Genomic DNA, 12,438 nt, shown 5'->3' with positions numbered 1-12,438 from the left:
TTATTCCCCGGAGGCTAGGGGTTCCAGTGTGGCTTCCGGGATCTGCAGCAGGCGTCCCGGCAGGCTGTCGAAATGGATGTGATAGGCGACGCCGCCCGGCGCATCGCGGACCACCTTGATGACTTCGCCGATCGCTCCGAGCTCGACCAGGACCTGGCCGTCGACCGCCAGTTGGCGGGCGCTGCGTACCTTTTCCCGGAATTCGAAGCGCGACGGCATCCACGCTTCCTCGCTGCCGATCAGCTCTTCCTCGCGGCAGCCGACGATCTTTCCCTGTTCGAGAAAGTTCACCGAGTAGATGATCTGGTCCTGCAGGAAGGTGCCGACGTCGACGACGACGCCGGTGCTGCCGCGGCGCACCAGCGGCTCGCCGGGGTCGAGCCCCGGGTAGGTGCCGTCGTTGCGCACGTTGCGGATCAGGCGCACGGTGTCGCCGTATTCCCAGCGCGGTCTCATTGCCGGAAGACCTTGTCCAGCGAGACGAAGGAGCTCATGCCGCCGTCCGGCTTGGCGACGTGCTGGAAGACGGCGAAGACCTTCTCGGTCAGCGCGTCGGAGACCGTGAAGTCCTGGTAGGCGCGTTCCAGCCAGAGGCGGTAGATGGCGCGCTGCTGTTCCTCTTCCGGCGGCAGGTTGGGCGCCTGGCGGGCGAGGTAGTCGTGGAAGCGCTGCAGGATGTGCAGGCGGTTCACATGGACCACCGAGGCGTCGTAGGGAATGCCGAAATAATCCAGGAAGTCTTCGGCGGAGACCAGGTCTTCCATGGCTTCGGCTAGGGTCAGGGTGTCTTCCATGATGCCTCCTCAGGCTGCAACAAGTTTCAAATCGGGAATGTTCTCTTCTTCATCCGCGTTGCCGCGGAAGGCGTCGACCACTTCGAGCAGCTTGCCGGCGCCGAGCTGGTCGCGGCTGTCGAGCGCGGCCAGCTTGCACAGGCGCTGGCGCGAATCGGCGATGCGGCCGAGGCGGAGCAGGACGACGCTCGCCGCCTTCAGCGCCAGCAGGTAGAAACGCAGCATGCCGAAGGAATTGGTGGCGGCCGCCGCCAGACGCGTTTCGTCGATGCGTTCCCAGGCCGGCAGGCCGAGCCGGCGGCCGGAAAGCTGCATGGCGAGTTCGGCGACCTGCAGGGCGTCTTCCAGGCGGTGCTGGTAGAAATAGTAGCGGTAGATGCCGACCAGCACGGTCAGGCTGTCGGGCGCCAGCAGGTGGGCACGCAGCAGCGCCAGTTCGGCGGTCGGCTCACCGTATTCGTTGGCCGCCTGGACGAGCAGCGCGGCGGCCTCGGCGGCCAGCGGCTCCTCGAAGTACAGCGTGTCGTCGGCGAAATCGAGCAGGTCCATGTCAGCGCATCGCCTCGCTCTCGCAGCACAGGTCGCCGGCGCTGCAGGTCTGGCAGTCGCCGGCGGCCGCCGGTGCCGGCTCGTGGCGCAGCGTCGCCAGTTCCTTTTCCAGCGTTTCGATGCGCTCGATCAGGCAGGCGATCGAGCGCGCCACCGGGTCGGGCAGCACGTTGTGTTCGAGATCAATGCCGCTACCGCTGCGCGCCGCGCGGGTATCGACGATGCGACCGGGAATGCCGACCACGGTGCGGTCGGCCGGGACGTTCTTGACCACCACCGAGTTGGCGCCGACGCGGACCCGTTCGCCGATCGTGATCGGCCCGAGGATCTTGGCTCCGGCGCCGACGACGACGCCGTTTTCCAGCGTCGGGTGGCGCTTGCCTTTGCGCCACGAGGTGCCGCCCAGCGTGACCCCGTGGTAGAGCGTGACGTCGTCGCCGACCTCGGCGGTTTCGCCGATCACCACGCAGGCGCCGTGATCGATGAAGAAGCGGCGGCCGATCGTCGCCCCCGGGTGGATGTTGACGTTGGTCAGCATGCGGGCGAAGAAGGAGAGGAAACGCGCCGCGTAGCGCCAGCCGCCGTGCCACAGGCGGTGGGCGATGCGATGGGCGAGAATGGCATGCAGGCCGGGATAGGTGGTCAGCACCTCGAGCGTCGAGCGGGCCGCCGGGTCGCGTTCGAAAACGCAGGCGAGGTCTTCACGGAGCGTGGCGCGCAGGCCCGGTGCGGGAACGGAGGGGGCGGTCATGGTCAGGGTGTCAGACATGGAGCGGGCTCCTGAGGGAGGCGAGCAGGCCGATCAGGTCGGTCGTCTCGGGCGGATGCTTGTGGCTGGCGACGAAGGCACGCACCTGCGGCAGCAGCGCCTGCGCCTGCGCTTCGTCGAGGTCGACGCCGAGGCCGGCATAGACCACCTGCACGGCGCGCGAGCCGGAATGCTTGCCGAGCACGATGCGGTGCGCCTGGCCGACTTCGCCGGGGTCGAAGCCCTGGTAGTTGTCCGGGTGCTTGAGCAGGCCATCGACGTGGATGCCGGCTTCGTGGGTGAAGGCGCCGGCGCCGACGACGCTCTTCTGCCAGGGTACGGCGCGCCCGGAAGCGCTGGCGACGAGGGCCGAGAGTTCGGGAAAGCCGCGCAGCTCGACACCGGTGGCCATGCCGTACAGTTTCTTCAGACCGAGCACGACCTCTTCCAGCGGCGCGTTGCCGGCGCGTTCGCCGAGCCCGTTGACCGTGGTATTGACGTGCGTGGCGCCGGCCTTGCAGGCGGCCAGCGTGTTGGCGGTGGCCAGCCCCATGTCGTCGTGCGCGTGCATCTCGATTTCGAGGCCGGTATTGGCGCGCAGCCGGGCGATCCGGTCGAAGGTGGCGAACGGTTCGAGGATGCCCAGGGTGTCGGCGAAGCGCAGGCGACGGGCGCCGCTGCGTTCGGCGACTTCGGCCAGCGCACAGAGGAAATCGGGGTCGGCGCGCGAGGCGTCCTCGCAGCCGACACCGACTTCGAGACCGAGGTCGCGGGCGGCGCCGATGTACTTCGGCAGTTCGCGCAGCAACCACTGGCGGTCGCGCTTCAGCTTGTAGGCGAGGTGCTGTTCGGAAGACGGCACCGAGATGTTGACCAGGTGGGCGCCAAGGCCACGGCAGGCGGCGATGTCGTCCGGATGCATGCGGCTCCACACCATCAGCTTCGCCTGCAGGCCGAGACCGGCAACGGCCCGGATCGACGCCCGCTCTTCCTCGCCCATCGCCGGGATGCCGACTTCCAGCTCGGGAACGCCGATGGCGTCGAGGCGGCGGGCGATGCTCAACTTCTCGTCGAGCGAGAAGGCAACCCCGGCGGATTGCTCGCCGTCGCGCAGCGTGGTGTCGTTGATGGTGATGAAGGGCTGGGTCATGGATGGCTCCTTGCTGCTTTATTAGCAAGCCCGGTGCCAGCTTTTATGTGTTTGATTTTTAGTGGTTATTTATTTCTTCCGCGCGACATTGTCAATGTCATGTCGTGATTCCTACACGGCGCCGGCGGCCAATGTGACGACGCCCCGGCCGGATACCCGGTCGGGGCGTCGGTGGGCGGCGCGCCTACAGCGAGTAGGGCGCGTGCAGCCAGTGACGGACCACTTCCAGGTCGCGCGGCGGCAGGTAGGCGAAGCCGTCCAGCGCATCCTCGGTGACCGCCTGCGCCACCCAGTGCGGGACCGCCTTGCTGGTCAGCATGTGGAAATACCAGGCCATCGGGAAGCCGACGCCGCGGTCGAACTGGGTCAGGGCCTGGTGCAGCTTGAGCTGGCGGGTCGCCGGATCGGCCTCGAAGGCCGGTGGCTCGCCGGCCAGGGTGGCGATCGGCTGGGCGCGGATGATCGGTTGCTGGTAGCGGTCGAGGTGCTCGCGGGTGGCGATCACCCAGTGGTTGCTGTAAGCGCTGGTCTGCCCGGCGCTGCTCTTGTTCCAGTCGTCGAACATGCGGTGGATCGGCGCCGGCTCCGGTTTCTGGACCAGCATGCGCTGCAGCAGGGCACCGATGTGCTGCAGGCGGCGGAAGGTGTAGAAGGGCAGGTCGAGCGGCTGCAGCTTGTGGTTGCCGCTGCGCGGATCGGTCAGTTCCTCGAGCGAGCCCGCCTCGCCGACAAACAGGCGGTGGGCGCGCATCTCCTGCAGGCTTTCGATTTCGAGCAGGAGGAAGTCTTCGTGGGCGTCGCCGACGCTGGCGGTCAGGTAATGGGTCTGACCGACCAGGCGGGTGGCGTAGTACTCGTGTCCGGCGTAGTCGTCGACCAGTTGATCGATGTCGCCGTCGCGGGCGTCGAGTTCCTGTTCGAGCCAGGTTTCGAGATTGTCGGAAACGCGTTCGCCATTGCCATCGACGACGCCGCCCAGGCGGTACCAGCCGCCGCGGGCGAAGGCGTGGCGGAATTTCCAGTCTTCCAGCGCCGTGTCGAGCGCCTTGACCAGCGCCGTCGGGCCGGCGCTGACCGTGGTCCTGGCGCAGGCGCCGGCAATCGCCGGCGACAGCGACTTGCAGTATTCGGTCCAGGCGGTGCTTTCCTTGCTCATGTTGTTTCCTCGGGGCTGACGGTGTTGGGGGGGGCGAGACGGGCGAGGGCGGCGGCCCGGACCTCGGGTTCCGGGTCTTCGCTCAGTGCGACCAGTTGTTCGAGCGGGACATTGTCGATGGCGGCCAGCCGCACCCACCATTCGGGGTCGCGCAGCAGGTCGACGGCGAGGCCGGGCAGGGCGCGTTCGGCAACCAGCGCGCGGACTTCCGGCTCCGGGTCGTCGGCCAGCAGGTGCAGGGCGAACGGTGGCAGGCGGCTGGCGACGACCTTGCGCACTTCGCGTTCCGGGTCCTTGGCCAGGCGCGAGAGCTGGCCGTGCGGCAGGCGGCGGGCGACGGTGGCGCGCACCAGGTAGTCGGCGTCGTCGATCAGCCGCGGCAGTTGCTCTTCCGGCAGGCGGGTGGCGACCGACAGGCGGACTTCGCGGTCGGGGTCGTCGGCCATGGCCGCCAACTGGTCTACCGGCAGGCGGCTGGCGACGACGCGGCGGACCACTTCATCGCTGTCGGCCTTGAGCCGGAAGATGCGGTCGACCGGGGCATGGCGGGCGGCGATGGCGCGCCGTTCCCAGAAGATGTCGTCGAGGTAGTGTTCGGCCTCGTCCGGGTTGCGGCGCAGGAAACGATCGATCTGCCGGCCGCTGTGGGCACGGATGCAGGCCTCGCCCGGCTGGCAGCGACCGGCCTCGAGAAAGGACGGATACAGCGGGCAATGGGCGCACAGACCGTTGGCAACGGCCTTCTGGGTTGGCGGCTCGGCCATGCTTGCGGCCTTATCCTGGCAGGAAGGGAGGCTTGCCGGGCGACCGGCAAGCCCCGGCCTCGCTCAGGCGGCGAGCGGTGCGTAGCTGAAGCAGCTCTTCGGGCAGACGCGGCCGCAGGCGCTGCAACCGATACAGTCGCCGAGATCCTTCAGCGTCATCTTGGCGGCGGCGCTTTCGTCCTCGTCGTCATCCTCGTCGGAGTCGATGAGGTTGAGCACGTCGCGCGGGCAGACCTTGTAGCAACGACCGCAGCCGATGCATTTTTCCTCGTCGAGGGCGGTCACGAATTGCGGAATCCAGGGGGTGCCGGCCCGGGTCAGCGCGGTGTAGTCAGCCATGCTACTTCCTTTCTAAGCAGTGTTCCGGCCGGTGGCTGCCGGCCGCGAGTGGTTGAATGATGTCATCTGCCAGACGGGCCGCCGGTTTTTCCGGCGGCGCCCGTTTGGCTCACGCAATCATGATGAGCAAATTTGGTGCCACTCATGAAAGCGTGTTTTTTCAAGGGTTTGTCGGGGTCTTGTGAGGAATACGACAGGTGGCTTGGCGGCTTCGCACGAATTCGGGGCGCAGATGCGACAACGCCGGCCTGACGCCCTGGCGGGCAACAGGCCGGCGTTGGCACGGCGTTTATTCGTCGCTGTCGCGGCTGGCGACGATCACGCCGTTGGCGACGGCGAGATCGCTGGTCGCTTCCAGGCAATGGCCGCTGATGCCGGTGATCAGGTAGATCAGGGCGGCCGGCGTGGTGGCGACCGGTTGCAGGCGCGGCGAGATGTCGTCTTCGCTGCACTCGGTGAAGATCAGTTCGCTGAAGGTGGCACGCAACACGCTGGCGCTGTCGCCACGGTCGACGGCAGCCACCACTTCGGCCAGGCGTTCGGGGGTCATGTCAGGCCTCCTCGGCGTCGAGCGCTTCGGCGTAGCGGGCGAGCGAGCCGGGGGCGATGCCCATGATCCGCGCCAGCCAGGGCGGCGGGTTGCTCAGGGCGCCCTGCAGTTCGCCGAGCACTGCGCGAGCCGGCCCACCCTTCGGTTTCTTCAGCGGATGGACGCCGGCGCGCACGACCTTGGCCGCCGCCGGGCCGCCGATCGATTGCAGGTACACGATCTGGCAGTCCTTGATCACCGCCGCGCGCGCCGCGTTGCGGTCTTCCGCGGCGTCGGCGTCGAGGCCGGAGCGGACGTCGATGAGGCGGATCGCGGTCGGCGAGAGCTGGTAGATCAGGAAGTTCTCGCAGGAGCCGAAGTGGCCGTCGAGGTTCTCGCCGCGGTTGGCGGCGATGGCGACCCGGATCGAACCGGGCAGATCGCCGTCCTGGTAGGGTTCCGGCGTCGGTTTGTCGCTGCCGCTGACGTCCTGGCCCCAGAGGATGCGGACGGTTTCCTTGAGCGCTTCCGGGCTGACGCCGACCGTGCAGTTCTCGTCGGCATGGTCGCCGGCGAGGATTTCGCGCAGGTCTTCGACAGTCAGGCTGGAGAGCTTGCTTTCGGTGATCGGCAGTTCGAGTTTATCGGCCAGCGCATTGACCAGGGCGCGCACCTCGAGACCTTCCAGGGTCCGGGCGGCCAGTGCGATACGGTAGGCGGCTTCGCGGGAAGCGACGGGTTGGCTCATGACTATCTCCTGGCGTGAAAGCGGGTAATGGAACGTCCGGCGGACCGGACGCTCGGTTGCCGGCTCTCAGGCGGGCGAAATGCAGCCGGAGGGGCAGACGTTCACGCACATCGGCGTGTCGTTTTCGCCCTCGCACTCGGTACAGGTGGCGGCGTCGATGGTGTAGAACACCTTGCCCTTCTTGATCGCCTTGGTCGGGCAGATCGGACGGCAATCGTCGCAGGCGGTGCACATGTCGGGATCGATATACATTGCCATGATGCTTCTCCTAATCTCAGTCTTCCGCCGCGCCCAGGCGCCTGGCCCGAACCGAAATGGGCAGGCGGGCGGGTTTGGCAATCGGGTCAACGTAGTAGCTGCCACCGTTTTCCAGCATGAGGACGCCACCCCACTTTTCTGCGGTGTCGAACTCGATGGATTCGATGGCAGCTTCCAGGTCGCGCTTGGGTAGGTAGAAAACCAGCCCGCCTGCGGCATTCTGGCGAATCATGATGTTGGCCATGAGGCACTCCGGTGGCGAGCCGGGCGACGCTAGCGCCGCCCGGCTCCTGGTGGCGGGTTAGCGCACCAGATCGTGGTTGTAGTCGGTGACACCCATTTCGCGGGTCTGGTCGTCGAGGCGTTCGAGAACCGCGTTGGTCAGGGTGGTCAGGACATACATGGCGCCTTCGTAACCCAGGGTCGTCATGCGATGCAGGTGGTGACGGTCGAAGATCGGGAAGCCGATGCGGATCAGCGGAACTTCGAACTCCTTGCCCTTATGCACCGTGTCGCGCTGGATGTACTTGCCGTAGCTGTTGCCGATCAGGAAGTCCGGCTTGTCGGTGAAGCACAGGCTGCGCAGGTGCCAGAGGTCGGCGCCCGGGTAGGCCTTGCCATTGACGCCGTAGGGCGAGCTGGCGAGCAGCTTTTCCATGGCCTTCGCCCACTTCTTGCTGCCGTTGTGGCAGACGACGTGGGTCGGCTCGATGCCGAACTCGAGGAGCAGCTTGACCATGCCCATCAGGAAGTCCGGATCGCCGTAGAGGGCCATCTTCTTGCCGTGCAGCCAGGCGTGCGAGTCGGTCATCATGTTGACCAGGCGACCGCGTTCGAGCTTGATCGAGGCCGGGATTTCCTTGCCGGTGGCTTCCGCAACCTTCATCAGGAACTCGTCGGTCCACTCGACACCCATCGGGATGTTGAGCTTCGGCACTTCGTGGTTCCAGGTCGTTTCGACGTACTTGCGGGTCTTGTCGCAACCGAGCGGCTGAACCAGGAAGGTGGTGATGGCGTTCGGCGCATCCTTGACTTCGTCGATCGTCGTGCCGCCGGCGTACATGCGGAACTCACCGTCGGCCGGGGTGTCGAGCACTTCTTCCGGATCGCAGAGCATCGTGTAATCGACGCCCATTTCCTTCAGGTAGCGCTTGATCACGCGGTAGTTGCCGAGGTAGGTCTCGAAGCCCGGGACGATGTTGATCTTGCCGTTGGAGCCGACGACCTTGCCTTCCATGCTGTTCAGCGTGAAGTACTTGAGGATGCCTTCTTCCATGTTGTCCCAGCCGGTGACGTGCGAGCCGACGAAAGACGGGGTGTGCGCGAAGGGAACCGGGAAGTCCTTGTCCAGGTGGCCTTCCTTCTTCGCGTTGTTGATGAAGGCGTTCAAGTCGTCACCGATGACTTCGGCGATGCAGGTGGTCGACATGGCGATCATCTCGGCACCGTAGAGCTTGGTGGCGTTGGCCAGACCTTCATGGACGTTCTTCTGGCCGCCGAAAACCGCGGCGTCTTCCGTCATCGAGTCGGCGATGAAGGCGATCGGTTCCTTGAAGTGACGGTTGAAGTAGGTACGGAAGTAGGCAACGCAACCTTGCGAGCCGTGGATGTACACCAGCGACTTCTTGAAGCCCAGGCCGCACAGGGCGGAACCGAGCGGCTGGCAGGCCTTGGCCGGATTGACGGTGAGCGCTTCGCGCTTGAAGTTCAGTTCCTGGTATTCCTGGGTGGTCGTCCAGTTGAAGATTTCCCAGACCTTTTCCTTGGAATGACCTTCCTCGAACTGAGCCTTCTTGTTGGTCAGGGTTGCCTTGTAATCGTCGTCACGGAACAAGGGGTAGCACGGCTTGATCTTATCTACGGTTTGCATCTTGATCTCCTTCGCCCGCACCACCTATCTGTGGATACGGGCGTAAGTTGTACGATTACTGCGGAATCAGGCGGCCTTCTTTTCGGCTTCCGAAGCATCCTTCTGCCACGGGGCCTTCATCAGGTTCCAGCACGGATTGTTCAGGGTCAGATCCATGTCCTTGGCGAAGATGGCGAAGCCGTCGCAGCCGTGGTACGGGCCCGAGTAATCCCAGGAGTGCAGCTGGCGGAACGGAATGCCCATCTTGTGGAAGACGTACTTTTCCTTGATCCCGGAGCCGATCAGGTCGGGCTTGCAGGCCTTGACGAACTCTTCGAACTCGTAGCCGGTGACGTCGTCGTAGATCAGGGTGGCGTCGCCCATGTCCTTGATCGTGCGGTCGTAGTCATCGTTGTGGGCGAATTCGTAGCCGGTGCCGACCACTTCCATGCCGAGGTCTTCGTAGGCGCCGACCACGTGACGCGGACGCAGACCGCCGACGTACAGCATGACCTTCTTGCCTTCCAGGCGCGGCTTGTACTTGGCGATCACCTCGTCCATCATCGGCGTGTACTTTTCGATGACGGCTTCGGCGCCAGCCTTGATCTTGTCGTCGAAGAAGGAAGCAATCTTGCGCAGCGATTCCTTGATCTTGGTCGGGCCGAAGAAGTTGTACTCGAGCCAAGGAATCCCGTACTTCTCTTCCATGTGGCGGGAGATGTAGTTCATCGAACGGTAGCAGTGCAGCAGGTTCAGCTTGACCTTCGGCGTGTTTTCCATTTCCGCCAGGGTGCCGTCGCCGGACCACTGGGCAACCACGCGCAGACCCATCTCTTCGAGCAGGATGCGCGAAGCCCAGGCGTCGCCGCCGATGTTGTAGTCGCCGAGGATGGCGACGTCGTACGGGGTGGTTTCGAAAGCCTGACCGTCACGGTTGGAGAGGATCCAGTCGCGCACCGAGTCGTTGGCGATGTGGTGACCCAGGGACTGAGAAACACCGCGGAAGCCTTCGCAGCGCACCGGCACGACCGGCTTGCCGATCTGGGCGGCGGCCTTCTTGGAGACGGCTTCGATGTCGTCACCGATGAGGCCGATCGGGCATTCCGACTGAACCGAGATGCCCTTGTTCAGCGGGAACAGGATTTCGATTTCGTCGATCAGCTTGGCCAGCTTCTTGTCGCCGCCGAAGACGATGTCGCGTTCCTGGAAGTCCGAGGTGATGTTCAGTTCGCAGAAGGCATCGACGCCGGTGGTGCCGACGTAGTAGTTGCGGCGACCGGCGCGGGCATACTGGCCGCAGCCGACGGGGCCGTGCGAGATCGAGATGATGTCCTTGATCGGACCCCAGACCACGCCCTTGGAACCGGCGTAGGCACAACCACGCATGGTCATGACGCCGGGCAGGGACTTGCGGTTGGAAGTGATGCACTTCTTCGACGACTCGAGTTCCTTGTCGTTGATCATCAAGTGCTTGGCCCGATCCTTCTTGGCCTTCTCGGGATAAACCTCCAGCACCTCGGCAATGAGGGCGGCCGATTCTTCGCGGGTGAGCGCTGCCATGGTGAAACTCCTTTCGTTGCGTCGGCATCTATCTGTGCACGACGCCACAGTGGGTATTGATGACTATTCGGTCTGCCGCCGTGGCGGCAGGACCGGGGCAACTGATCAGGCGGCCAGTTCGGCAGCGGTCTTGCCGACGATCGATTCGTCTTCCGCTTCCATGATGCCGAATTCCATCAGCAGGTCTTCCAGCTCTTCCATTTCGACCGGGGTCGGGATGACGAAGTTGGTGTTGTTGACGATCTTGTTGGCCAGGGCGCGGTACTCGTCGGACTGCTTGTGGCTCGGATCGTATTCAACGCAGGTCATGCGGCGGATTTCGGCGTGCTGCACGACGTTGTGACGCGGCACGAAGTGGATCATGGTGGTGCCGAGACGGGCGGCCAGGGCCATGATCAGTTCGTCTTCGCGGTCGGTGTTGCGGCTGTTGCAGATCAGGCCGGCCAGACGCACGCCACCGGAGTTGGCGTACTTGACGATGCCCTTGGCGATGTTGTTGGCGGCGTACATGGCCATCATTTCGCCGGAGCAGACGATGTAGATTTCTTGCGCCTTGTTTTCGCGGATCGGCATCGCGAAGCCACCGCAGACGACGTCGCCGAGCACGTCGTAGAACACGAAGTCGAGGTCTTCGTCGTAGGCGCCTTCTTCTTCCAGGAAGTTGATGGCGGTGATGACGCCGCGGCCGGCACAGCCGACGCCGGGTTCCGGACCGCCGGATTCAACGCACTTGACGCCGCCGAAACCGATCGACAGGACATCTTCCAGTTCCAGGTCTTCGACCGAGCCGGCTTCAGCGGCCAGGTGCATGACCGTGGTCTGGGCCTTGCTGTGCAGGATCAGGCGGGTCGAGTCAGCCTTCGGGTCGCAGCCGACGATCATGACCTTCTTGCCGGACTCGGCGAGAGCGGCAACCAGGTTCTGGGTGGTGGTGGACTTGCCGATGCCACCCTTGCCGTAGATGGCGCATTGACGCAGTTTTGCCATGGTGTAATCTCCTTGAACTGTCAGTCGATTTGAAAATGATTGGTGAGTGTCGCGACTGACCTTCTGCACGGAGCGTGCCAGGTTGACTGACAGAACCCAAATAGCTGATTATTAAATGGAAAATTTTTCCGGGCAGTTGCCCGAAGGGGCGCAGGTTTGCGACAAAGAGCGCGGCTTGTGTCGGGGTGACGACAAAGCGAGCCTGCCGCGCGAGGCACGACTGCCGATCAATCGCTGCAACCTGCCGGCGGTGGTGCTGGGCAGCCTGACCTACCAGCGTCATCCCTCGCCGCTACTGATCGACGGCGTCGCCGAACTGCACCACGACCTGTTTCGTCGCCTGGCGCTGGCCGGCGACGATGCCGAACGGCGCGGCGAAGTGTTCCGCGACTACCTGACCGTCCGTTTCCAGCTCGAATGGCCCGAGGAGATGGGCTATACCGGGCGGCGCAAGGGGCGCGCCAAGGCCAATTACGCGCGCATGATCCGCGGCTGGAGTTTCGATTCGGACAGCCGCGAAGGGGCGGTGCTGAAGGGCTGGGTCGAATCGCGCTTCGGCCTGCTGCCGCGCTGGCACGGGCTGCCGCTGCGCGACGCCGGCGGCGACAGCTGGCTGCGCTACATGGAAATGCGGGCCAGCGGCCTGTACGGGACGAACGCGCTGGAAGCCCAGTTCGACCTGGTCTACACCTACTGCCAGTACGAACTGGCGCGGCGCCACAACGGCGCCCGCCATGTCACCCTGTATCGCGGCGTCAATCGCGTCGCCGACTACGAAATCCTGCAGCGCGGCGCGGGCGGCCGCCACACCCTGCTGCTCAACAATCTCAGTTCCTTCACCTGCAGCCGCGAACGGGCCTGCGAGTTCGGTGACTACATCCTCGCCGTCGAGGTGCCGCTGACCAAGATCTTCTTCTACTGCGGCCTGCTGCCCGGCGTGCTGCAGGGCGAGGACGAATTCCTGGCGATCGGCGGCGTTGTCGACGTCACGCTGTCGACGCGCTGAA

The 12,438-nt window shown here is 64.8% G+C and carries 16 protein-coding genes; 1 reads left to right on the top strand and 15 read right to left on the bottom strand.

The window, feature by feature from the left end:
- The 15 genes from AC0KWY_RS09050 to nifH form a co-directional block, all read right to left on the bottom strand.
- Complete coding sequence (locus tag AC0KWY_RS09050; RefSeq protein ID WP_474029313.1) at positions 1–456, bottom strand: nitrogen fixation protein NifZ; 456 nt, start codon at positions 454–456, stop codon at positions 1–3.
- Entirely contained in the window at positions 453–794 is a 342-nt protein-coding gene (nifW, locus tag AC0KWY_RS09045) for a nitrogenase-stabilizing/protective protein NifW (protein WP_474029312.1), read from the bottom strand. The genes AC0KWY_RS09050 and nifW overlap by 4 nt, the downstream gene beginning before the upstream one ends.
- Before the next feature lie 9 nt (positions 795–803).
- A complete protein-coding gene (locus tag AC0KWY_RS09040) occupies positions 804–1,343 on the bottom strand; it encodes a hypothetical protein (RefSeq protein WP_474029311.1) in 540 nt (179 codons plus the stop codon).
- Position 1,344: 1 nt separating this feature from the next.
- Positions 1,345–2,112 (bottom strand): serine O-acetyltransferase, encoded by a 768-nt coding sequence (gene cysE / locus AC0KWY_RS09035; protein WP_474029310.1) that lies wholly within the window; start codon positions 2,110–2,112, stop codon positions 1,345–1,347.
- The gene (gene nifV / locus AC0KWY_RS09030; protein ID WP_474029309.1) at positions 2,105–3,241 is read right to left on the bottom strand and encodes a homocitrate synthase; all 1,137 of its coding nucleotides are present in this window, start codon (positions 3,239–3,241) and stop codon (positions 2,105–2,107) included. The genes cysE and nifV overlap by 8 nt, the downstream gene beginning before the upstream one ends.
- A gap of 184 nt (positions 3,242–3,425) precedes the next feature.
- Positions 3,426–4,397 carry a hypothetical protein gene (locus AC0KWY_RS09025; RefSeq protein WP_474029308.1) on the bottom strand — a complete coding sequence of 324 codons (972 nt, stop codon included), beginning with the start codon at positions 4,395–4,397 and terminating at the stop codon, positions 3,426–3,428.
- A complete protein-coding gene (locus AC0KWY_RS09020; RefSeq protein WP_474029307.1) occupies positions 4,394–5,161 on the bottom strand; it encodes a 4Fe4S-binding leucine-rich repeat protein in 768 nt (255 codons plus the stop codon). The genes AC0KWY_RS09025 and AC0KWY_RS09020 overlap by 4 nt, the downstream gene beginning before the upstream one ends.
- Before the next feature lie 63 nt (positions 5,162–5,224).
- A complete protein-coding gene (fdxB, locus tag AC0KWY_RS09015; RefSeq protein WP_474029306.1) occupies positions 5,225–5,500 on the bottom strand; it encodes a ferredoxin III, nif-specific in 276 nt (91 codons plus the stop codon).
- A 289-nt stretch (positions 5,501–5,789) separates the two neighbouring features.
- Positions 5,790–6,050, bottom strand: a complete 261-nt coding sequence (locus tag AC0KWY_RS09010) for a DUF6129 family protein (protein ID WP_474029305.1) — start codon at positions 6,048–6,050, stop codon at positions 5,790–5,792.
- Between the two features lies 1 nt (position 6,051).
- Positions 6,052–6,777 (bottom strand): dinitrogenase iron-molybdenum cofactor biosynthesis protein, encoded by a 726-nt coding sequence (locus tag AC0KWY_RS09005; protein ID WP_474029304.1) that lies wholly within the window; start codon positions 6,775–6,777, stop codon positions 6,052–6,054.
- A gap of 66 nt (positions 6,778–6,843) precedes the next feature.
- A complete protein-coding gene (locus AC0KWY_RS09000; RefSeq protein ID WP_298396509.1) occupies positions 6,844–7,035 on the bottom strand; it encodes a 4Fe-4S binding protein in 192 nt (63 codons plus the stop codon).
- 16 nt (positions 7,036–7,051) lie between these two features.
- Positions 7,052–7,279, bottom strand: a complete 228-nt coding sequence (gene nifT / locus AC0KWY_RS08995; protein ID WP_416693889.1) for a putative nitrogen fixation protein NifT — start codon at positions 7,277–7,279, stop codon at positions 7,052–7,054.
- A gap of 57 nt (positions 7,280–7,336) precedes the next feature.
- Positions 7,337–8,905: a nitrogenase molybdenum-iron protein subunit beta gene (gene nifK, locus AC0KWY_RS08990; RefSeq protein WP_474029303.1), complete on the bottom strand. Its 1,569-nt coding sequence runs from the start codon at positions 8,903–8,905 to the stop codon at positions 7,337–7,339.
- A gap of 66 nt (positions 8,906–8,971) precedes the next feature.
- A complete protein-coding gene (gene nifD / locus AC0KWY_RS08985) occupies positions 8,972–10,444 on the bottom strand; it encodes a nitrogenase molybdenum-iron protein alpha chain (protein ID WP_474029302.1) in 1,473 nt (490 codons plus the stop codon).
- A 105-nt stretch (positions 10,445–10,549) separates the two neighbouring features.
- Positions 10,550–11,431, bottom strand: a complete 882-nt coding sequence (nifH, locus tag AC0KWY_RS08980) for a nitrogenase iron protein (protein WP_474029301.1) — start codon at positions 11,429–11,431, stop codon at positions 10,550–10,552.
- A gap of 115 nt (positions 11,432–11,546) precedes the next feature.
- Here nifH and AC0KWY_RS08975 point away from each other — a divergent pair, with 115 nt between their 5' ends.
- On the top strand, positions 11,547–12,437 hold the full coding sequence (locus AC0KWY_RS08975; RefSeq protein ID WP_474029300.1) for an NAD(+)--dinitrogen-reductase ADP-D-ribosyltransferase: 891 nt from the start codon (positions 11,547–11,549) through the stop codon (positions 12,435–12,437).
- Position 12,438: the final 1 nt, after the last annotated feature.

It is taken from the genome of Azonexus sp. MM2026_4 (assembly GCF_055901855.1).
This window is presented reverse-complemented; position numbering and strand designations above follow the sequence as displayed.

Coding starts and splice junctions, on each gene's coding strand:
- AC0KWY_RS09050 (WP_474029313.1), bottom strand. CDS start 456: ATGAGACCGCGCTGGGAATACGGCGACACCGTGCGCCTGATCCGCAAC.
- nifW (WP_474029312.1), bottom strand. CDS start 794: ATGGAAGACACCCTGACCCTAGCCGAAGCCATGGAAGACCTGGTCTCC.
- AC0KWY_RS09040 (WP_474029311.1), bottom strand. CDS start 1,343: ATGGACCTGCTCGATTTCGCCGACGACACGCTGTACTTCGAGGAGCCG.
- cysE (WP_474029310.1), bottom strand. CDS start 2,112: ATGTCTGACACCCTGACCATGACCGCCCCCTCCGTTCCCGCACCGGGC.
- nifV (WP_474029309.1), bottom strand. CDS start 3,241: ATGACCCAGCCCTTCATCACCATCAACGACACCACGCTGCGCGACGGC.
- AC0KWY_RS09025 (WP_474029308.1), bottom strand. CDS start 4,397: ATGAGCAAGGAAAGCACCGCCTGGACCGAATACTGCAAGTCGCTGTCG.
- AC0KWY_RS09020 (WP_474029307.1), bottom strand. CDS start 5,161: ATGGCCGAGCCGCCAACCCAGAAGGCCGTTGCCAACGGTCTGTGCGCC.
- fdxB (WP_474029306.1), bottom strand. CDS start 5,500: ATGGCTGACTACACCGCGCTGACCCGGGCCGGCACCCCCTGGATTCCG.
- AC0KWY_RS09010 (WP_474029305.1), bottom strand. CDS start 6,050: ATGACCCCCGAACGCCTGGCCGAAGTGGTGGCTGCCGTCGACCGTGGC.
- AC0KWY_RS09005 (WP_474029304.1), bottom strand. CDS start 6,777: ATGAGCCAACCCGTCGCTTCCCGCGAAGCCGCCTACCGTATCGCACTG.
- AC0KWY_RS09000 (WP_298396509.1), bottom strand. CDS start 7,035: ATGGCAATGTATATCGATCCCGACATGTGCACCGCCTGCGACGATTGC.
- nifT (WP_416693889.1), bottom strand. CDS start 7,279: ATGGCCAACATCATGATTCGCCAGAATGCCGCAGGCGGGCTGGTTTTC.
- nifK (WP_474029303.1), bottom strand. CDS start 8,905: ATGCAAACCGTAGATAAGATCAAGCCGTGCTACCCCTTGTTCCGTGAC.
- nifD (WP_474029302.1), bottom strand. CDS start 10,444: ATGGCAGCGCTCACCCGCGAAGAATCGGCCGCCCTCATTGCCGAGGTG.
- nifH (WP_474029301.1), bottom strand. CDS start 11,431: ATGGCAAAACTGCGTCAATGCGCCATCTACGGCAAGGGTGGCATCGGC.
- AC0KWY_RS08975 (WP_474029300.1), top strand. CDS start 11,547: ATGGAAAATTTTTCCGGGCAGTTGCCCGAAGGGGCGCAGGTTTGCGAC.